The organism is Motilimonas eburnea (assembly GCF_021295345.1).
Classification (GTDB): Bacteria; Pseudomonadota; Gammaproteobacteria; order Enterobacterales; family CBDFNC01; genus Motilimonas; species Motilimonas eburnea.
Genome location: NZ_JAIMJB010000019.1, coordinates 61,208 through 79,338, shown reverse-complemented (window position 1 = coordinate 79,338; position 18,131 = coordinate 61,208). Strand labels below are relative to the sequence as shown.

General features: G+C 47.5%; 16 protein-coding genes. 10 read left to right on the top strand and 6 right to left on the bottom strand.

The features are described 5' to 3' along the window. Positions 1 to 42: 42 nt before the first annotated feature. Together fadB and fadA are read left to right on the top strand one after the other, a co-directional pair. Positions 43 to 2,187 carry a fatty acid oxidation complex subunit alpha FadB gene (gene fadB, locus K6Y21_RS16990; protein ID WP_233073087.1) on the top strand — a complete coding sequence of 715 codons (2,145 nt, stop codon included), beginning with the start codon at positions 43 to 45 and terminating at the stop codon, positions 2,185 to 2,187. Between the two features lie 10 nt (positions 2,188 to 2,197). Further along, on the top strand, positions 2,198 to 3,370 hold the full coding sequence (gene fadA / locus K6Y21_RS16985) for an acetyl-CoA C-acyltransferase FadA (RefSeq protein ID WP_233073086.1): 1,173 nt from the start codon (positions 2,198 to 2,200) through the stop codon (positions 3,368 to 3,370). 208 nt (positions 3,371 to 3,578) lie between these two features. Here the strand turns inward: fadA and K6Y21_RS16980 are convergent, their stop codons facing one another. Both K6Y21_RS16980 and hdfR read right to left on the bottom strand, forming a co-directional pair. Further along, entirely contained in the window at positions 3,579 to 4,280 is a 702-nt protein-coding gene (locus tag K6Y21_RS16980) for a Dph6-related ATP pyrophosphatase (protein WP_233073085.1), read from the bottom strand. Positions 4,281 to 4,354: 74 nt separating this feature from the next. Then, positions 4,355 to 5,197, bottom strand: coding sequence for an HTH-type transcriptional regulator HdfR (hdfR, locus tag K6Y21_RS16975; protein ID WP_233073084.1), 843 nt, complete (start codon positions 5,195 to 5,197; stop codon positions 4,355 to 4,357). A 106-nt stretch (positions 5,198 to 5,303) separates the two neighbouring features. Here hdfR and K6Y21_RS16970 point away from each other — a divergent pair, with 106 nt between their 5' ends. After that, a complete protein-coding gene (locus tag K6Y21_RS16970) occupies positions 5,304 to 5,645 on the top strand; it encodes a MaoP family protein (protein ID WP_233073083.1) in 342 nt (113 codons plus the stop codon). An 88-nt stretch (positions 5,646 to 5,733) separates the two neighbouring features. Here K6Y21_RS16970 and K6Y21_RS16965 read toward each other — a convergent pair whose 3' ends face one another. After that, positions 5,734 to 6,714: a zinc transporter ZntB gene (locus tag K6Y21_RS16965; protein ID WP_233073082.1), complete on the bottom strand. Its 981-nt coding sequence runs from the start codon at positions 6,712 to 6,714 to the stop codon at positions 5,734 to 5,736. Positions 6,715 to 6,900: 186 nt separating this feature from the next. Between K6Y21_RS16965 and K6Y21_RS16960 the strand changes: the two genes are divergently transcribed. The 3 genes from K6Y21_RS16960 to K6Y21_RS16950 are packed head-to-tail and all read left to right on the top strand — an operon-like array spanning position 6,901 to position 9,310. After that, entirely contained in the window at positions 6,901 to 7,338 is a 438-nt protein-coding gene (locus K6Y21_RS16960) for an ATP-dependent zinc protease family protein (protein ID WP_233073081.1), read from the top strand. A gap of 12 nt (positions 7,339 to 7,350) precedes the next feature. Next, on the top strand, positions 7,351 to 8,256 hold the full coding sequence (gene rimK, locus K6Y21_RS16955) for a 30S ribosomal protein S6--L-glutamate ligase (protein ID WP_233073080.1): 906 nt from the start codon (positions 7,351 to 7,353) through the stop codon (positions 8,254 to 8,256). Further along, a complete protein-coding gene (locus K6Y21_RS16950; RefSeq protein WP_238486444.1) occupies positions 8,216 to 9,310 on the top strand; it encodes a succinylglutamate desuccinylase/aspartoacylase family protein in 1,095 nt (364 codons plus the stop codon). The genes rimK and K6Y21_RS16950 overlap by 41 nt, the downstream gene beginning before the upstream one ends. Positions 9,311 to 9,397: 87 nt before the next feature. On the opposite strand, the gene K6Y21_RS16945 is transcribed toward K6Y21_RS16950, so the two are convergent. From K6Y21_RS16945 to K6Y21_RS21430, 3 genes are all read right to left on the bottom strand, one after another. Beyond that, positions 9,398 to 10,735, bottom strand: a complete 1,338-nt coding sequence (locus tag K6Y21_RS16945) for a magnesium transporter (RefSeq protein ID WP_233073078.1) — start codon at positions 10,733 to 10,735, stop codon at positions 9,398 to 9,400. 18 nt (positions 10,736 to 10,753) lie between these two features. Beyond that, positions 10,754 to 11,317, bottom strand: a complete 564-nt coding sequence (locus K6Y21_RS16940; RefSeq protein ID WP_233073077.1) for a mechanosensitive ion channel family protein — start codon at positions 11,315 to 11,317, stop codon at positions 10,754 to 10,756. Between the two features lie 133 nt (positions 11,318 to 11,450). Further along, positions 11,451 to 14,339 carry an HD domain-containing phosphohydrolase gene (locus K6Y21_RS21430; protein WP_233073076.1) on the bottom strand — a complete coding sequence of 963 codons (2,889 nt, stop codon included), beginning with the start codon at positions 14,337 to 14,339 and terminating at the stop codon, positions 11,451 to 11,453. 180 nt (positions 14,340 to 14,519) lie between these two features. Here K6Y21_RS21430 and K6Y21_RS16930 point away from each other — a divergent pair, with 180 nt between their 5' ends. The 4 genes from K6Y21_RS16930 to K6Y21_RS16915 are packed head-to-tail and all read left to right on the top strand — an operon-like array spanning position 14,520 to position 18,121. After that, a complete protein-coding gene (locus K6Y21_RS16930) occupies positions 14,520 to 15,476 on the top strand; it encodes a YbgA family protein (RefSeq protein WP_233073075.1) in 957 nt (318 codons plus the stop codon). Next, on the top strand, positions 15,466 to 16,296 hold the full coding sequence (locus tag K6Y21_RS16925; protein WP_233073074.1) for a MerR family transcriptional regulator: 831 nt from the start codon (positions 15,466 to 15,468) through the stop codon (positions 16,294 to 16,296). Before K6Y21_RS16930 ends, K6Y21_RS16925 begins: the two co-directional genes overlap by 11 nt. Then, complete coding sequence (gene phrB, locus K6Y21_RS16920) at positions 16,293 to 17,672, top strand: deoxyribodipyrimidine photo-lyase (RefSeq protein WP_233073073.1); 1,380 nt, start codon at positions 16,293 to 16,295, stop codon at positions 17,670 to 17,672. Before K6Y21_RS16925 ends, phrB begins: the two co-directional genes overlap by 4 nt. Positions 17,673 to 17,695: 23 nt before the next feature. Next, on the top strand, positions 17,696 to 18,121 hold the full coding sequence (locus K6Y21_RS16915; RefSeq protein ID WP_233073072.1) for a nuclear transport factor 2 family protein: 426 nt from the start codon (positions 17,696 to 17,698) through the stop codon (positions 18,119 to 18,121). Positions 18,122 to 18,131: the final 10 nt, after the last annotated feature.

Below are 18,131 nucleotides of genomic sequence, written 5' to 3'. Positions count from 1 at the left end.
TATTTTCCTTGATTGATCAGCACCAAGGAACAAGGAGGTCCTATGTTATATCAAAGCGATGCATTATCTGTGATCCAGCATCCCCAAGGGGTGGCGGAGATACGTTTTGACAGTGCCGGTTCGGTGAACAAGTTTGATCAATGTACCCTCGTTTCTTTCTCTCAGGCGTTGCAGTGCTTAGAGCAGCTGGATGGGTTAACGGGAGTGGTGATCGGCCATAACAAGGCTGATTTTATGGTCGGGGCAGATATCACCGAATTTTTGCCAAAATTCTCACTGCCTGAGCAGGAGCTTAGCGAGTGGTTAGCTAAAGCCAATGCCATTTTTAATCGACTAGAAGATCTTAACGTACCCACCGTGACCGTGATGCGCGGGTTTGCCTTGGGTGGCGGCTGTGAATGTGCCTTAGCCAGTGATTTTCGTATTGCCGACGCTTCCCTTACCATAGGTTTGCCTGAAGTTAAGTTGGGGATCATGCCGGGTTTTGGTGGCTCGGTACGGTTGCCGCGGTTAATCGGTGCTGATAACGCGTTACTTTGGATCACCACAGGAAAACAACATAAAGCCCCAGCGGCACTTGCCGTTGGCGTAATCGATGCCATTGTTGAAACCGAGCAGTTGCAAGCTGCCGCACTGGCCATGTTAGCGGATGCACGTGCCGGCAAACTAGATTGGCAAGCAAGACGGCAACAAAAGTTGGCGCCACTGACCCTTTCCGCTATCGAAGCCAGCATGTGCTTTGCCACCGCCAATGCCATGGTGGCTGCGCAAGCCGGTCATCATTATCCCGCGCCTATCACCGCCGTAAAAGCGATCGAAAAAGCGGCCAGTTTAGCGCGTGATGCCGCCTTAGTGGTGGAAAACAAACACTTTGTTAAGTTGGCCAAATCCGATGTGGCGCGTAGCCTAGTCGGTATTTTTCTTAATGATCAGCAGTTAAAGCAAGCCGCTAAGCAATTAGCCAAACAAGGTAAACCCGTTAACAAGGTTGCGGTATTAGGGGCTGGCATCATGGGGGGCGGTATCGCTTATCAAGCCGCTAGCCATGATTTAGCAACGGCAATGAAGGACATCAATCAAGCCGCCCTTAGGCTCGGCATGGATGAAGCGAATAAGCTATTGAATAAACAGCTCGATCGCGGTCGGATTGATGGTCAGACCCTAGGTGAAACCCTGATCAACATTACGCCCACCTTAAGTTATGACGCCATAGAGCATGCCGATGTAGTGATTGAAGCCGTGGTCGAGCATCCGAAAATTAAGGCGCAGGTGTTAGCCGAAACCGAACAACACGTCAGCTCCGACTGCATTTTAGCGTCCAATACCTCGACTATTCCCATTAGTCTGTTGGCGCAAAGCTTAACCAATCCAGAGCGCTTTTGCGGTATGCATTTTTTCAATCCGGTTCACCGCATGCCGCTGGTGGAGGTGATCCGAGGCGAAAAAACCTCAGAAGCCACCCTAGATACCGTGGTCGCCTTGGCCCATAAAATGGGCAAATCGGCTGTGGTGGTGAATGATTGCCCGGGCTTTTTTGTTAACCGCGTGCTGTTCCCTTATTTTTTTGGCTTTACTCATTTGATTGCTAAGGGCGTCGACTTTGCCATGATTGACAACATTATGGAAAGTCAGTTTGGTTGGCCGATGGGGCCGGCATATTTACTTGATGTGGTGGGTATAGATACCGCCCATCATGCGGGCGAAGTGATGGCGCAAGGCTATCCTAGCCGTATGGCGAAACAGCAAACCGATTGCATTGATGTGTTTTATCAAGCGCAGCGATACGGCCAAAAAAAGGGCGAGGGTTTTTATCATTACAGCCGTGATGCTAAAGGGCATATTAATAAAGAAATCGCTTCTTTTGCCTATGAGCTGTTAGCGCAGCATTTCCCAAGCCAGGTGGCAATGAGTTCAGAAGAAGTGATTGATTACTTGATGATCCCTATGGTTAACGAGGTGATCCATTGCCTTGACGAAGGCATAGTCGCAAGCCCTGCCCAAGCCGATATCGCCTTAGTTTATGGCTTAGGTTTCCCGCCGTTTCGCGGCGGCGCCATTGCTTGGCTACAACAAGTCGGGCTCAACGCGTTTATTGCTAAGGCCGATGCCTTAAGCCACCTAGGCAGCCTATATCAAGTGCCAGATTCATTAAGACAAAAAGCCGCCGCTGGCGAAATCTATTACTAAGAGGTGCACCATGGCAGAACTCAATTCAGTAGTGGTAGTGGACGCAATCCGCACCCCCATGGGGCGCAGCAAAGGTGGCGTGTTTCGCCACGTTCGCGCCGAAGATTTAAGTGCCCATTTGATGCAGCAACTATTAGCCCGTAATGAAGCGCTCGATGCGAGCAGCATTGAAGATATTTACTGGGGTTGTGTACAACAAACCCTGGAGCAGGGATTTAATATTGCCCGCAATGCCGCGTTATTGGCTGGCTTGCCCAAAACCATCGGTGCAGTCACGGTTAATCGCTTATGTGGCTCATCGATGCAAGCTTTGCATGATGCTAGCCGCGCCATCATGTGTGGTGATGGTGACAGTTTTATCGTTGGCGGGGTAGAACATATGGGCCATCTGCCGATGAATCACGGCGTCGATTTTCACCCCGGTATCGCCAAATATTCCGCCAAAGCCGCGGGTATGATGGGCTTAACCGCGGAATTGCTCGCCAGAAAATTTTCCATTTCACGCCAGCAGCAAGACGAGTTTGCTCAGCGCTCCCATCAGTTAGCGTATCAGGCACATCAGCAGGGCAAGTTTGATGATGAAAGGGTGGCCACTTTAGGCCATGGCCCCGATGGCGCGTTAATTTCGGTTGCGGCGGATGAGGTGGTCCGCGCCGAAACTAACGTAGAGCAGTTAGCGCAATTACGGCCGGTGTTTGATCCTGTCCATGGCACGATTACCGCCGCGACCTCGTCGGCTTTGTCTGATGGCGCAGCGGCTTTGTTATTAATGAGTGAGGCGCGAGCCAGAGCTTTAGGCTTGCCGATCAAGGCGAGAGTACGCAGCATGGCAATATCGGGCTGCGAGCCTTCGGTGATGGGGCTAGGGCCGGTGGAAGCGTCGCGTAAGGCATTAGAGCGAGCTCATTTGTCACTGCAAGATATCGATGTGATCGAGCTTAACGAAGCCTTCGCAGCGCAATCGTTAGCTGTGTTGCAAGCCTTGCAACTAGAAGGTTGGCACGAGCGAGTTAACTTGCACGGGGGGGCTATTGCGCTTGGGCATCCATTGGGCTGCTCGGGTGCGCGGATCTGCGGCTCTTTGCTCAATGTGATGGCGCAGCAACAGGCTCAATTTGGTTTAGCGACCATGTGTATCGGTTTAGGTCAAGGCATAGCCACGGTATTTGAGCGTTGTGAATAAACAAAGCGGCGTATCTTTCAACTATCACCTGTGCCCTTGTTCAGCTTAATTAACGCACCTGAGGTTTGGATCAGCAATATCGTATGAATAATCCGCAAAAACGCGGCGAATATGTCCCTATACGCTCTACGTTTTCATCCCTGAAAACGAAGTTTTGCTACTTATTCATACGATATCTAATGGGGAATCAGCTTAAGCAGAGCGGAGGTTAATCAGCAAGCTGAGCAGCAAAACGTTGCACTAACATATTCATGTCCGAGCCGTGGTGATAGTGTTGATGCACTTGATCAAGCGGTTCTATGATGATTTTGCGTTTGAAAAATGGCGCGTCAAACACAAAGGTATGAAACTCACCTTCTTCACCGCAGGGATCGACCTGCTCGGGCAGCTTAGCGAGCAATTCATCATGATAAATCTCACCACAGAACTCAGGGCTTAAGTGTTTTAAGTTGATGCTTTGCAACATGGCTTGAACGCCAGATTCGATAATTTGCGCGGCTATATCGAGTGATTCTTTACAAGTGGCTTCCTTAAGTAAGGGAAAGACACATTCTATCTCGGTGTCGGCAAACACTTTTCGACGAAAATCGACGATGCCGTTATTGTAAATATCACCAAAGGCAATAGCATCGAAGTCCAGATCCCAAGTGTGTAAGGCGGTGAGTAACGTTTGCTGGTACTGGCCATTAGACGTGCCATTATCCATGGCAATTTCTAATAGGGGTAAATCCATGGCTTGGGCTTGCAGGCGCACATACTCAATGGGTGTGGCTTGAATGGGCACCAATGCTTTTTCAGCTGAATAAGTGGTGAACAGGCCGACCACTTGATAATGGTCAGACTGCAGCATCCTATGCAACGTGAGGGCGGAGTCTTTACCTGAGCTCCAACTTATAATAACTCTTTTCACTCTGTAATCCTTTAGGCTCGCTTTTATCTGTTGAGCTGTTTTACATCACCGGCTGTGCTGTCAAGGCACAGGGCTTATTGAGCTTGAAAAAAACGAATGACTTGTTGTATTTGTTCAAGGTGATCGCTATCTGGCAAATAAGCGGCGTAAACACTTCTTTCTAGGCTGATGGCATCGGTAATCGCAACTAAATCGCCTGTTTCAATATAGGGCTGAACTAAGGCTTGCGGCAAAAAGGCTGCACCGCCATTTTGCAGAATAAAATCAAGGCCAATCCGTACCGAGCTGGTATGCAGTACCGGCTGGGGTAGGCCTGCAAATTCACGGGCGTGTTGCATATTAAATGCGGTCCCCCAATCGAGCTTAATGTATTTCTCAATGTTTTCGACCAAAGGAGGACGATCGCGATCGCTCGTGACCATGACCAGTTCAACTTGTTGCAGTAACTCACGCTTAATATCATCCACCTTAGGCGGATCAAATAACACTGCGATATCTAAGCTGCGCTCGAGCAATTGCCGTGACATCAGTTGCGGGGAGATAACGTCGGCACGCAGTGCTAGGCTAGGTAGTGAGCTATGAACTTGATTAATATATGGCTGTAAAAACGAATCCCATAGATTGGGCGCCGCCCCAATGGAAAGTTGCATGGTATTATTTTCACTCAGTGCAATATCTTGCTGAGCGCGCTCCCAAGCGTTTAGCATGGCTTCCGCATAGGGCCGCATTCTTTCCCCTGCTGGCGTGATCTGAATATTATTGCGATGGCGACTAAACAGTGCGACACCGAGCAAACCTTCCAATTGTTTAATACGAAAACTCACCGCCGATGGTGTTAAGTACAAGTTTTCGGCTGCTTTACCAAAGTGGCGGGTGTGACCAACCTCTAAAAAGGTTTTAAGTAGCTCAGTATCCATAAAAAACCTTTACGCTATGGAAAAAAATATTTTGATTTAGTAATTGCGAATAATGACTAAGATTCAGCTGGATGCAACTAAAATCAGCAAAAGAAGGAAAATAATTATGGCGACCAGTTTTGCATGCGGCGCGGCTTTTTATGACGATCAGTCTTTTCCTTACGGTTTTAAGCGTAGTGGTGATTTTACCATCAAAGAGGCTGAACTATTAGAAAGTATTGGACGCACCTTGATGGCCTTAGCAAAAGGCGAGCAAACCCCGATGACGGACGAGGAAAAGCGTTTTGTCAAAGTAGCACAAGGCGAAGTACCCGCTGAATCCGTGGTGGAAAAGGTCTGGATCAAATATCGCACCTTGGCGAAAGGTAAAACCTTTTTTGGTGTGACGGGTAATCCAAATCGTAGCCAAATTAACCGTGAACTTGAAACCGAAGAAGACGAAGAATAGTCAATTCTTTGGGCAGTAAAACGGATTATCCAGCCAAGCATAATCCGTTAAGCTTATAATCAGGTTACCTCAATAGGGGCTATAGCCCCTAGAGCCACTTTTTCCACCAAAACACCCCTATCATTGACGCCGTCAGCGTGACGAGCAGGACAATGAAAATATAAAACGAGGCCGGATTATCGGCACCGGGAATTCCGCCCACGTTAATACCTAACAAGCCTGTTAGAAAGCCCAGTGGTAAGAAGATGGCGGCCACGACCGACATCACGTACATGCGTTGGTTAAGTTGTTCTGAGAGCAGATCAGACCGCTCCTCATAGGCTATTTGTGCGCGCTCAACCATGACGTCGAGTTCTTCGACATAGCGCATCGAGTGGTTGGCGGCTTCTTTAAACTCATGGCGAAAGGCTTCATCAATCCAAGGGTAGTCACTTTCATAGAGTTTACTGAGTGCGGCTTGTTGTGGGGCGATGTAGCGCCTAAGAACAATGGTTTGGCGTCGAATTGCCGATATTTCTTGGCCTATGGTTAATTCCCCTGCGACAAATATCTCGTTTTCGATATTGTCCATGCGCTGCTCTAGGGTGTCGATGACGTGCTGCATGCGCATGGTTAAACGGTCGGTTAGCATGGCGATGACTTCGGTAATATTGCCAGGGCCTTGACCCGCCATCAGCTGTTTTCGTATGTCGTCAACCGAGAGTAACCTGCGCTTGCGCGTGCTGATTATCTTATTTTGGTCAACGTAAAGGCGAATGGAAACCATGTCTTCCGGGTCTTGCTCGGGGGCCAAGTTGACCCCCCTGAGAAATAACAAGGAGGCGTTACCATGATCTGTACCCGTGACGCGAGGACGGGTTTCCCCCGCCAACAGAGAGTCAATGGCATGCTCCGATAGCCCGGATTGGGTGGTTAGCCAATCGACACTGCTTTGATCTGTGTAGTCCAGGTGTAGCCACAGATAACCGTCCTCTTGTTGCCATTGGTTTATTTGCTCAATACTCTCCAGTGTTTTCGCGCCACCCTTGCCATCCAGTACTAAACAGTGAATCAACCCTGAAAATGCCATCGCTATTTGCTCCGTGTTTTTTGTTTATCATAGCGGAAAAATCACCAACCCTAGCTATAGTAAATTAGGTGACACAAGGATTTTGCAAAGATTGTTTTTTTACTTGTTTCATCAGGTGTTTAAGTATAAAAAGCAAGCTTATTATAAGCTCTCACGATTGGGTTGGTGGAAAGGAACGTTTAGCGAATGACTGACAAGATTCAAGTGGGGTGGCGTGAGTGGGTGTCACTGCCGGATTTAGGTATTTCTGCGATTAAAGCCAAGGTAGACACAGGGGCGAGAACTTCTTGTTTGCATGCCTTTAGAGTGGAAGAGTTCAGCAAAGATGACAAACCTTGGGTTAGATTTTGGCTGCATCCAGAGCAACAAAACAACGAGCTTGAAGTCGTTTGTGAAGCTCCGATAACCGATCAGCGTAGTGTGACGGATTCGGGTGGCCACACTGAAGTACGTTATGTCATTACGACTCATATAGTGATTGCTGGTCAGCAATGGCCGATTGAAATGACCCTAACCAATCGCGATAGCATGATGTTTAGAATGTTATTAGGGCGCACAGCCATGAACGGGCGTATATTTGTCGATCCGCAAGGATCCTACCTAGCAGGACCCGGTCCCGCGTAAGGAATGTTAGCAATGAAAATTGGAATTTTATCCAGAAACAAAAATCTCTACTCTACTCGCCGTTTAATTGAGGCCTGTGAACAGCGTGGCCATGAAGTAAAAGTGATTGATGCGTTGCGTTGTTATATGAACATCAATTCAGATAAACCTGAAATTCACTTTAAAGGTGAAGAGTTAAGTGGTTTTGACGCGATTGTGCCGCGCATTGGTGCCTCGGTATCGTTTTATGGTTGTGCGGTGTTACGCCAGTTTGAAATGATGGGGGTGTACCCGGTCAATGAATCCGTTGCCATTACGCGCTCGCGTGACAAGTTGCGCTCTATGCAGTTGTTATCTCGTAAAGGTGTCGGCATGCCAATCACGGGTTTTGCCAGCAAGCCCGATGATGTGAAAGACTTGTTGGACATGGTGGGCGGCGCGCCTGTGGTCATCAAGCTGCTAGAAGGCACCCAAGGTATCGGCGTGGTACTGGCTGAAACACGTAAAGCCGCAGAAAGCGTGATTGAAGCCTTTATGGGGCTAAAAGCGAACATCATGGTACAGGAATACATCAAAGAAGCGGGTGGTGCCGATATTCGCTGTTTTGTAATTGGCGATAAAGTGATTGCGGCAATGAAACGTCAAGCTGGGGAAGGTGAGTTTCGCTCTAACCTACACCGAGGAGGCAGTGCTTCGTTGGTTAAAATCACGCCAGCTGAGCGCCGTACCGCGATCGCTGCCGCTAAAATTATGGGGCTAAACGTGGCTGGGGTTGACTTATTACGCTCTGAGCGAGGCCCGCTAGTGATGGAAGTTAACTCTTCACCTGGCCTAGAAGGAATCGAAAAGGCGACGGGTAAAGACATTGCTGGTTTAGTGGTTGAATTTATTGAGCAAAATGCAGCATCCAAAAGGACCTCGACACGTGGCAAGGGCTAAGAAAAATCAAGCGTTTACCTTACTCGGTGAACAGGTGTTACCGGGCCAAAGAAGACAGTTGGATTTAGAGGCGGCGAAACTCTATACCCACTCTACCTTGGATTTTCCCGTTGAGGTGATAAATGGGGCTTATCAAGGTCCCGTGCTGATGGTGTGCGCCGCTATTCATGGTGATGAATTGAACGGGGTCGAAGTCGTCAGGCAGCTGTTGGCAAAAATTAACCCGCAGCAATTGAAGGGCACGCTGGTGGCCGTGCCTGTGGTCAATGTTTTTGGGTTTATACATAAATCCAGATACTTACCAGACCGTCGTGACTTAAATCGCTGTTTTCCCGGATCGGCACGTGGCTCACTGGGCTCGCGGATGGCCCATGTGTTCTTTGATAACTTGGTTAAGCATTGCACCCATATTATTGACCTGCACACAGGTGCCATTCATCGTACTAACTTGCCGCAAATTCGCGCCAACTTGGCCAATGAAGCCACCAATACCATGGCTAACGCCTTTGGCACACCTGTGATTATTGATGCCTCTTTACGTGATGGCTCATTGCGCAGCGAAGCAGAAAGCCTCGATATTCCGGTTATCACTTACGAAGCGGGTGAAGCGTTACGTTTTGATCCCATTGCCATTGCTGGTGGCTTACAAGGTGTGATCAGCGTGATGCGTAACTTGGGCATGTTAAGAATGTCGCGGAAAAAACGGGCCAGTGAGCCCGTGATTGCGCGTTCGAGTAGCTGGGTGCGAGCCGAATCCGATGGCATTGTTCGCAGTCAAGTGTCGTTAGGTGAGCGAGTGAGCCGAGGGCAAGTGTTAGCCTACATTAGCGCCCCGCTCGGTGTTGATGAATCCGTCCTAAAAGCACCACGCAGTGGTATTGTGATAGGTCAACAGACCCTGCCTTTAGTTAATGAAGGTGATGCTGTGTTTCATATCGCCTTTTTCTCTGAGCCGGATAAGCATGTCGAGCAGCAAGTAGAAACCTTTATCGGTGAAGTGTTGGATATTGAAGACGAGCAGATCCGTTCGGGTTACCGAGGTGAAAACAGTTAACCTTGAGCCGTGAGATCACGGCTCGATTATAGTGTGGTTGACTGATTTGGCATAAGGGGTGGTAGCGACTATTTTGTTCAGGTTCGATCACAAGATCAACAGGGTCGCCGTGCCCAAAAAGGCAAAGAAACCAACCACATCGGTAACGGTGGTGAGCACCACCGAACCAGCCAACGCGGGATCGAGTTTTAGCTTATCGAGTGCCATAGGGATTAATACGCCAAATAGTGCGGCGGTGATGATATTAACACAAATGGCCAACGCGATAATGGCGCCAATCAAGGGCGATTGGAACCAAAGCCCTGCAATCAAGCCTATGACTAAGGCCCAAAGTAAGCCGTTTAGTGCGCCAATACCACACTCGTTTTTGATTAATGACAGTAAGTTACCTGCAGATACTTGATTGAGTGCCATGGCGCGGATCATCAGGGTGAGGGTTTGGCTGCCCGCGATCCCTCCCATAGAGGCAACGATCGGCATTAATACCGCCAATGCCACCACTTCGGCGATCACATCTTCAAATAAACCTATGGTAATAGAGGCAAAAATAGCCGTGATCAGGTTGATGCCGAGCCATACCGCGCGTTTTTTGGTGCTATCAACAATGGGGGCAAATAAGTCTTGGCTTTCACTCAAACCCGCCCGTGCCATTAAGGTTTCTTCGTATTGTTCGCGAATAATCGACATACCCAAGCGAACACTTATTTGGCCGATTAAGCGCTTGTGTTCATTCACTACGGGTAAGCAGTCGTATTCGGCATGTTCAATCAGCTCGGATGCTTCTAGCAGTCCCATCTCGGCGTCAATGGGCTGTTGCTCGATGTCGGCTAACTCGCGTACAGGTTGATCGAGGGGGGCGTTAAATAATTGAGATACCGCGAGTGTCGCGTAGTAACTGCCATGCTTATCAACGAGATAAATCGTGGGTTGTGGGTTACTGGCTTCACGGCTGATGAGCCTTAAGGCGTGACGAACCCTTAACCCCTTTGCCAAAATAAGAATTTTACGCTCGGCATAACGGCCAATTTCTTCATCATTATATTCGTTGGCTTGATCGAATAGCTCAATCTCTTCTTCATCTATCAAGCCTAGCGCCTGCTCAACGATTTCGTCAGGCAGATAATCGGCCCATTCGATTAAGTCGGCGTTATCGAGGCGCGATAACACTAAGTCCAATTCGGTTGGCGATAAGTTTTGAATGATCGAATTACGTGCGTCGGAGCGCATCTCGGTCAACACCGCGACACTGTGGTTCAGTGATAGGGTGCGCCAAAGGTGAATACGTTTCTCGATGGGCTGCGATTCAAGGATCAGCGACAGGGCTCCGTCATCAAGCTCTTTTTCCGCAGAATTAAACAGCGCATCTTGAGTCTCTGGTGGCGCGGCAGAAATCTGCGAGATAATTAGGCTAATATCTTGTTCCATAAAGACTCCGATTAGAGGTTATGCCTGCGCTCTTCCAATCAATCGCTTGGGTTGTACTTTTTTGGTTTTTTCGGGCGGCTTATTGAGCACCATGACAGGGCGAACAATAAACAGGTTATTGGGATAGAGTACCTTGTGGCCATCAACGTGTTGCAGCACCACATTCATTAAACCCATTTCCATGATGCAACCTTCAACAAAGTTGGCGCCATCCACAATCCGCACCCATTGACCTACACGGCAGTCATTTTGAATAAATAACAATAAAAATGAAGTCAGGTTACTTAACAGTGACCAGCCAGCAAATAAGCCGACCCCCAACATGGCAAATAAGGACGATCCGACGACCAATAATCCTCGCAGCTCAATCCCCCAAATAATCAAGATTAAACAGAGCATGACAATGGCAGCGATGATTTTTAATAGTAGGCCTGCGCGGTATTTTCGATGGGGGTCGATGCGCCCCCTTACCATGTTTTCTAACACTTTATTTTGTGTCTTCACTAACAACGGAAAGCCTGCAATCACGGCTACGGTGATCAGTAGTTTGTATTGTGAAATGATGACAGAGATGACATCCATGGACATTCCTCGCCGTGTCGTTGCTGTTTGGGCTGACAAAAATAAGTGTAGGCAAATGTAATGTAACTGGTTGCTAGGTCAACTTTTATTTGGGCACTAAGATAAAAAATATTGGCATAGTACCCACCTTGTTTTACAGATAAGCGGCAATATCCACCTGATCAATTTGTTGTGGTTGTAAATAGGTTTGGGCGTATTGCAAATACACCCCAGATGAAAGGAAGAGCTTGAATAATTCAGGGTCGATATGCTGATCTTTCACCATAAAGCTCATAATTTTAATGCTTTCGCTCAGGCTTTTGGCTTTTTTGTAGGGGCGATCGGCCGCGGTCAGCGCTTCAAAAATATCAGCGATCACCATAATTCGTGCGGTTAAGGGTAAGTTTCCTGCAGGTACTTTTTTCGGATAGCCTTGCCCGTCCATTTTTTCATGATGACTAGAGGCTATTAAGGGAACTTGTTTGAGGTGTTCTGGAAACGGCAGCTTAGTTAACATGATATGGGTGTGAACCATGTGTGAGTTGATGATAAAGCGCTCTTCCTCGGTTAAGGTACCTTTTTTGATTGATAAGTTGTGTAATTCGCCTCGGTTAAAGCGATATTGCGGGGTATCCATATTAAAGCCCCAAGGGTTGCCCGGTGCGGTCAGTTCATCATCTTGACGGGTAAATAAGTGCTCAGGCTTATCCATGAGTAATGGCTCTTGGACGGGTAAATTAGCCGGACTGGATGGTTTACGTCTTAACTCTTCTTCACCCACACCTAGCCTATCATCTAGGGTTCGAGTCCAAGTGCGTTGAGCTATGGCTTGCAACTGTGCGATTTTGTCGTCGGACATAAACTCGCCACCGATATTACACTGAGCCACAAATTCAAACTCTTTATCTAAGGTTTGCAGCAAGTCATCTCTGAGCTTCGCAAGTTCGATGCAGTCACCTCCTTGGGCGATGCCTTGCCAATACTGGCTATGCGCTTGCTGCTTAAGTAACTCAAATCGCATCCGAACTTCATGAATCCGATCATAAATGGTTTCTAATTTGGTGGCTTTATCTACCACGTATTCAGGCGTGACAATTTTGCCACAATCGTGCAGCCATGCCGCTATGTGTAGTTCTTGCCATTGTTCTGTCGTCAATTGAAAATCTTGATATGCACCTTGACGTTGATCGCAGGCTGCTCGGGTTAACATTTTGGTGAGCTCTGGCACTCGTGAACAATGCCCGCCGGTGTAAGGCGACTTGCTATCAATTGCGCCAGCGATAAGCTCGATAAAACTTTCTAGCAAGGCCGTTTGTTGTTGCAATAATTGTTGCCCCTCTAGAGCCAACGCCGAATAACCAGCCAAGGCTTGTATAAAGTGATTTGGGCGACGTTGATTCGAATGTTGTGGTGGATCTAGGTAACCACAAAAGCCAATGACCTTATTGCTGTGGTTACGCAATTTGATCCAAGTAACGGTAAATTGAGTGCAATCTAAAACGGCATAAGCCAATAGATCCAAAGGAGACTGTTGCGTTGTCTGTTGTCGTTGGCTGACATTGACGTCTTGCTCATCGGCAAAAATAGTAGACAACTTTATCTGATCTTGTTGGGTTAGGGCTTGGTTGATTTGTGCCGTTAACTCATCCCTTGGATTGGTAAAATAAACGGACTCACAGCGAAAAAGCTCGGGCTGTTCCGTGGATGCTAGGTAGATTATCCCCCCTTGGGCGTGACTCATTTCTGTTGTTTTTTCAATAATTTGCTTTGCCAGATGATTAATGTCATGACTGGCTAACATGCTCGAAGCCAAGGCTTGAAATTGACTGACCGTGGTTTTCATCGTGGCTGCACTGGTGGCTAAATCGATTACCTCCTTGATGTAACTTACCTTACTAATGGGCTGGCTGAAGTCCAAGTTGTTTATGGCATCAAGTTCTTTCGTTAAGCGTTTGATTGGCGAAGAAATATAACGGGCAACGAGCCAAGCGATAGGAATAACTAAAAGGATAATCGCTAAGGTGATCAGCAAGGTCTGATTGCGAATTAGATAGGCATTTTCCAGTAATTCTGAGCTGGGGGAAACAGAAATCAGATAATAAACCTGTAATTCAGATAATTGAACTTCACTGATTTCTCCTAACCATTGATGATCGGCGAATTCAAAATCTAAATGCTGAGGAATCAAAGAATACTTGGAAAGCATAAAAGGGATAATAGGGTGGCTAACTTGCTGCTGTTGCGCTAAGTGTTCAGGAGCCGTATCGATATCAATTAAGCTAGATGCGATCAGCTCTTGCTGTTGATTGACTAAAAACAACAACGAGTTAGGAGTTGCTTTGCGCGAGGCTATTGTATGTGACAGGCGTTCCATCGAGTAATCTAGCGCAACAATGGCCTGCGACTGTTTATTTTGTTTCGCTAAAGTAATACCCATTATATTCAACGATTTGAATAAATAGGGTTGGGTTAGGATAGGGGCGTCACTCTGAGCTGCTTGTTGGTACCAAGGCCGCGCTCTTGGATCAAATACTTCAACCTGAGTTTGGGTCGAGTCAAGGGGTTGTCCCTGTGCATCGAGTAATACTGTCCAGCCTTGGTGGGGAAGCTCGCTGCTAGGCTGTTGAAATACTTTGAGTAGATAGCTAGCTTGTGGCTTGGTCGCTTGGTTGAGAGGGAGCCTAGATAGATAGAGGTAGTCACCGTTTTCATAAGCAATATAAATCGCTTCAACCCCGTTGCTGTTACTCAGTACTTGCTTTAGTCGCGCCGGCACTATGTCAGTACCAAGCTGACTGGACTGAGCCAGATTACTTTGTGCCAGTAATTCAACTAGGGTGACTGAGCCCTTATAACCAGTTTCAAAGTGCTCTTCAATTTGTCTATCAGTTTGTCTAACCACTTGATGTGAAGCATCAATGATCAAACTACTACTTTGGCGATAATTAAAAATCGCCAAAATCAAACCAAAGATAAATATGAGTGTGACGAATAAGCTGGTGATGTGAACATGTAAGGTTGCGGTTTTACTGGCGAATTTCACTTGCTAAGTCCTGAGCACGAGAGGAGGGGTATTATTATCTATTTATTAATGAAATAAAAAAATATTATAAAAAAATTTTCCCGCAGTGATCCAAGCAAATATAAAACTTGTACATATATACTCTGCTAGTACAACTTTTGACTAAAGTTAGTTTATCTCACTTGTACAAGGACATCACGAATGTATAGCTTTGAACCCAATAAAATAAAAATTGGTATCAGTTCCTGCTTATTAGGCCAAGAAGTTCGCTTTGACGGTGGTCATAAACAAAGTAAGTATTGCCGTTACGACCTGAGTCAATACTTTGATTTTCAACCTATTTGTCCAGAGATGGCCATCGGCATGGGGGCGCCGCGCAAAACCATTCGTTTAGTCAATCAATTGGGTGATATTCGGGTTAAGGCATCGGACGATAGCTTCGATGTGACCGATAAGCTGCGTGAATTCTCAAGTAAAAAATCGGCTCAGTTGGTAGGGATAACGGGGTATATTTTTTGCGCTAAATCGCCCACTTGCGGTATGGAGCGAGTGAACTTGTATAAAGACGGTACCAAGGATGCGGTACGCGAAGGAGTGGGGGTGTTTGCTGCTCAAGTGATGGCCGATCACCCTTTAATCCCAGTAGAGGAAGAAGGCCGACTAAATGATCCTGTACTAAGAGAAAATTTTATTACTCGGGTGTTTGCTTACCATGATTGGCAAACGTTACGGGCACAAGGTGCCACACGTGATGCTTTGTATAAATTCCATGCTCGCTACAAATACCTGCTTATGGCGCACGATGTTAACCTTTACTACAAGCTTGGCCCATTATTGGCTCAAGCTAAAGGCGATGTCGAGACCATTGCTGATCAGTATATCGAGCTGTTTATGCAAGTGCTTAAGGGCCACCCGACGCGTAAAAGTCACGCCAATACCTTGTCGCATATCCAAGGTTACCTCAAGCGCAGCTTGCGCAGTGAAGAGCGCCAACAATTGGCAAAAACCATAGATAAATACCGTCAGGGGTTAATCCCGCTATTGGCCGCCATGACCTTGATTAAGCATTACTTAACCTTGTATCCCGATGCGTATATAGAACAGCAAATTTACTTAAACCCGCATCCTGAAGAGCTGAAGCTACGCTATGAGCACTGATCAAGTTCTTTACCCCATTCGGGAGGTTTCACAGCAAACGGGCGTTAATGCCGTGACCTTGAGAGCGTGGCAGCGTCGTTTTGGCTTATTAAATCCACAACGAACCGCCAAAGGGCACAGGCTCTACAGTGAGCAAGATGTTGCACGTGTGCACGAAATTGTTAGCTGGTTGGAGAAAGGGGTTCCCATCAGCCAAGTTAAGCCTTTACTGGGGCAACCTGTGGTACAAGCCGAACCCAGTAATTGGCAGCAACAGGTGGATGAGCTTTTGGGGGAGAGTGTTGCCCTTGATGCAACCAAGTTACATCAACGTTTAGATCAGCTTACTTCCTTGTATCCGTTTAGCCTGATTGCTGAGAAGGTGCTGTTACCTTGGCTTAAGCAGTGTCAGCTTGTATGTCAGCAAAGAGCAGATGGCGATCTGATCCAAGCTTGGTTAGAGCAGCAAGTGAAACTGCGATTTTACACCCGTTGGCAGTTAGCCAATCAGGCCAACCAAGGGGAGGCAATATGGCTTATTTGTGTGGGGCCGCGTGTTTGGTGGCAGCCACTATTACAAGTGAATGAATGGGCCTTGGCTGGCTATAAGGTGACGCTGTTGATGCTAAAGGAGCTTGCTCAACTCAATTTAGCACTCACCAGAATGCCCCCGGCCAACTTGCTGTTTGATTTGCCTGCGCAAGTAACGACACAACAAAAACAATTGTTTATGCAGTTTTCCAACCAAAGTTATTTGGTTGGGGAATTTGCCGCATTACATCAAATGAATCTTGGGCTGCCTGTCGCCGACAGTCGTCAACATAAAGAGAACTGGCAATGAACCTGCTATGGATCCGTAAAGATTTTCGTATTAATGACAACCCAGCTTTAAGCGCGGCGTTGGCTGCTGGCCCGACTCGCGCCCTATTTATTAGTAGCCCAACACAATGGCATCAACATCATTTAGCGCCAATTCAAGCTGACTTTATGCAGCGCCAGCTCAATACAATGGCGCAACAATTAGCTCAGTTAGGTGTGGTGACTGAGTGTTGTCAGGTGGATCGCTTTGCCGACATTCCCAGCTTTTTAAGCGACTATTGCCAGCGTCATCAAATTTTAGGTATTTACGCCAATACCGAGCCCGAGCTAAATGAAGTGCGCCGTGATAAAGCCGTGCTCAGTGCGGGTTTGCCTTTACATCTGTTTGAGGGCCACAGCATTCTGGCGCCGGGCACGGTTTACACTCAGGCTGGCGACATGTTTAAGGTATTTACCCCATTTCGCAAACAGTGGTTGGCTAAATTGGCGCAGGGCGGGTCTGTGCCATTACCCGCTCCGACCCCGATGGCGGCCCCTGTTGAGTTTACGCCCATCACCCTCGCTTACCCGATGCGCGATAGCCAGCTTTGGCCCGTTGGCGAAGAGCATGCCCAGCAGGCGTTATCTGATTTTGTGCAGCATCGCTTGGCTGATTATAAAAGCTACCGAGACATGCCCGCCTTGGAGCAAACCAGTTGCTTGTCGCCTTACTTAGCGATGGGCGTGCTCAGTCCAAGGCAATGTTTGCATCAGGCACGACTGCATTTTCCTGATGCGTTGGAACAACCCGATAGCGGCGCGTTTTGTTGGATCAGTGAATTAGCTTGGCGTGACTTTTACCGTCACCTGTTGATTGCGCACCCGAAACTGTCAATGGGCCATAACTTTGTTGCGAAAGCCGACCATGCTGTGTGGCGGGAAAGTGAAGCTGACTTTAATGCCTGGTGTGCCGGTGAAACGGGTTATCCCTTGGTGGATGCTGCCATGCGCCAACTGAATCAAACGGGTTGGATGCATAATCGGTTGCGTATGGTGGTGGCCAGCTTTTTGACGAAGCATTTGCTGATCGATTGGCGCAAGGGCGAGCGGTATTTTAGCGAGCAATTAATCGATGCTGACTTGGCGGCCAACAATGGCGGCTGGCAATGGGCGGCGAGCACGGGGTGCGATGCCCAGCCCTATTTTCGTATTTTCAATCCGGTAAGACAAAGCGAACGGTTTGATCCCGACGGTACCTTTATCCGTAAATATTGCCCAGAACTTACGCATTTATCAGCAAAAAATATTCACCTGCCGAAACCCGAATTGCGCCCCATTCGTTACGCTAAACCTATGGTGGACCACAGTTTTGCAAGAAAAAGGGCGTTGGATGCATTTGCTGTATTAGGTAAAGGCTAATGCTAACGAAAGAGGGGACGCCAGTGAAATCAACTATTATCAATGAATTTGTTGCACTCTATCAGCAACTTAATAAAGACAACCTAGTACGCTTAGCTGAGGTTTATGATGCCGACATTGAATTCATTGATGCCTTGCACCATGTGCAGGGTTTAGGACAGCTAGAGCACTACTTTGCTGGCCTCTATCAGTCACTCAGTCAATGCCACTTTGCGATTGAGCAGGTGATAGAGCAAGATGGTCAAGCCAGTTTGTTTTGGCTGATGACTTATTGCCACCCTAAGCTTAATGGCGGCAAGCCAGTTCGGGTGAATGGCGCGAGCCATCTGAAATTCAATGAGAAAATTTATTATCACCGTGATTATGTCGATCTCGGAGAAATGCTTTATGAGCATATTCCGCTATTGGGTAGTTGCATCCGTCAGGTCAAGCGTCGCGCTACGCGCTAAACATGAGTCA

Excerpts from the sequence above, each read along its gene's own strand:
- fadB (WP_233073087.1), top strand. The coding sequence starts at position 43 with ATGTTATATCAAAGCGATGCATTATCTGTGATCCAGCATCCCCAAGGG.
- K6Y21_RS16970 (WP_233073083.1), top strand. The coding sequence starts at position 5,304 with ATGGCGACCAGTTTTGCATGCGGCGCGGCTTTTTATGACGATCAGTCT.
- rimK (WP_233073080.1), top strand. The coding sequence starts at position 7,351 with ATGAAAATTGGAATTTTATCCAGAAACAAAAATCTCTACTCTACTCGC.
- fadA (WP_233073086.1), top strand. The coding sequence starts at position 2,198 with ATGGCAGAACTCAATTCAGTAGTGGTAGTGGACGCAATCCGCACCCCC.
- K6Y21_RS16940 (WP_233073077.1), bottom strand. The coding sequence starts at position 11,317 with ATGGATGTCATCTCTGTCATCATTTCACAATACAAACTACTGATCACC.
- phrB (WP_233073073.1), top strand. The coding sequence starts at position 16,293 with ATGAACCTGCTATGGATCCGTAAAGATTTTCGTATTAATGACAACCCA.
- K6Y21_RS16965 (WP_233073082.1), bottom strand. The coding sequence starts at position 6,714 with ATGGCATTTTCAGGGTTGATTCACTGTTTAGTACTGGATGGCAAGGGT.
- K6Y21_RS16945 (WP_233073078.1), bottom strand. The coding sequence starts at position 10,735 with ATGGAACAAGATATTAGCCTAATTATCTCGCAGATTTCTGCCGCGCCA.
- K6Y21_RS16925 (WP_233073074.1), top strand. The coding sequence starts at position 15,466 with ATGAGCACTGATCAAGTTCTTTACCCCATTCGGGAGGTTTCACAGCAA.
- hdfR (WP_233073084.1), bottom strand. The coding sequence starts at position 5,197 with ATGGATACTGAGCTACTTAAAACCTTTTTAGAGGTTGGTCACACCCGC.
- K6Y21_RS16960 (WP_233073081.1), top strand. The coding sequence starts at position 6,901 with ATGACTGACAAGATTCAAGTGGGGTGGCGTGAGTGGGTGTCACTGCCG.
- K6Y21_RS16950 (WP_238486444.1), top strand. The coding sequence starts at position 8,216 with ATGCAGCATCCAAAAGGACCTCGACACGTGGCAAGGGCTAAGAAAAAT.
- K6Y21_RS16930 (WP_233073075.1), top strand. The coding sequence starts at position 14,520 with ATGTATAGCTTTGAACCCAATAAAATAAAAATTGGTATCAGTTCCTGC.